This is a genomic window from Fibrisoma montanum (assembly GCF_003583365.1).
Classification (GTDB): domain Bacteria; phylum Bacteroidota; class Bacteroidia; order Cytophagales; family Spirosomataceae; genus Fibrisoma; species Fibrisoma montanum.
Genome location: NZ_QXED01000026.1, coordinates 1 through 1454, shown reverse-complemented (window position 1 = coordinate 1454; position 1454 = coordinate 1). Strand labels below are relative to the sequence as shown.

The window sequence follows — 1454 nt, the reverse complement described above, 5'->3', positions numbered from 1 at the left end:
TGGGCTGGTCGAGGACGATGATCTGCATGTCGCGGGTGATCTCGCCGATGAGCACGCCGTTACGCCACTCCTCGACGATGAAGGCGAAGTTGTACTGGCCCTCCTCGCCGGGGGCGTCCCAGCAGAGCTCACCCGTGCTGGCGTTGATCGAGAACGAGGCCGGCCCCCCCGACTCGCTGTTGCGACTGAAGCTTCGGGCCGGATCGAGATAGTTGTTAATAGGCTGACCCCGGCAGACGTTGTTCAGTAGCCCTTCTTTAGGTACACTCAGGCGGTAAGCCAGGCTGTCGCCATCGGCATCGAAGGCGGCCGGGTTGTGGCAGAAGCGCTGGCCCACGCGGGCCGAGTCCAGGGGCGGGTTGAGCATCACCGGCGTAGAGTTGATTTGCAGGGCCGGGTTGATCACGATCGTTGTCGAGACGTAGAAAATAATATTGTCTGAACTGGAGGCCGGCGGCAGGTTTTTGGTGTCTGCATTCCGGTTTGGAATCTGTATGCCAATGGTGTACACACCCGGTCCAGGAAACGTATGGGTGATGGTATACGTGTTGATAGAAGACGTACGGCCGTTGATAAACCGGCGCGAACTCCGCTGTACTTCAGCCTGTGAGCCGTCCCCAAAGCAAAAGATGTATCGGTTTGCGTCGTCGGCAGCAGCCCTTCCTCGTATTTCGTCGAAATAAGCCGTCAGGGTAATCTCATAAGTGAGTGAAGTGGGCGAAAGTCGGCGGGTCGTGATTTCCCCTGCCCGCACGTGCGTTGCCTGGCTAACCGTAGGCAGAAGAAGGGTGGTTAAGAAAAGGCCATATAGCCCAATCGTATAAAGTATTCGCATAGAATTACGACATTTCCCTTAAAACGATTTACAGGGATAAAAGTGTATTTAATTTTACAAAGGTCCAGGCGGTAAACCGCCCAAGAAGCGCAGGGTGTAAGTTTAGGAAGAAATCTGCGGATGTTGTGTATGTTTTGAGGGAGAAAAGGAAAGAGGGGGAGGAAAGGAGGAAAGGAGGAAGGGGAGGAGGAAAGGAGCTGGTCAAACAGCGATCACACCCTTTTCTCCCTTCCTCCTTTCCTCCTTCTCTTCCCCCTCTACCTCATCGAGACGCCGTCGCGGATGAGCTGCACCCAGCCCTTGAGCACCTCCGGGGGCGCATTGCGGTCCACCACCGCATACCTCACCCGCACCTGGTAGTAGTACAAACCGCTGGGCAGCTCCTCACCCGAACTGCTGCGTCCGTCCCAGCGCAGCTCCGGGCCCGAACCCCGGTACACCCGAACCCCCCACCGGTTGAAGACCTCCAGCTCCACCGACTCCACAAACCGTGGACACCGCAAAGCCGTGAACACATCGTTCTTGCCGTCCCCGTTGGGCGTGAACACGTTGGGCAGCACCAGCTGAGGACACGCATCGACGCACACCTTGTTGGAGGGCGCACTCTCCAGCCCCCGCC

The 1454-nt window shown here is 57.5% G+C and carries 1 protein-coding gene and 1 pseudogene; both read right to left on the bottom strand.

Going from position 1 to position 1454, the window contains the following annotated elements; all coding sequences use genetic code 11:
• A pseudogene (locus DYU11_RS32815) lies at positions 1-835 on the bottom strand (gliding motility-associated C-terminal domain-containing protein); the annotation flags it as partial.
• A gap of 257 nt (positions 836-1092) precedes the next feature.
• Positions 1093-1454: T9SS type B sorting domain-containing protein (locus DYU11_RS32810; protein WP_147368101.1), on the bottom strand; the 362-nt coding region annotated here is incomplete at its 5' end.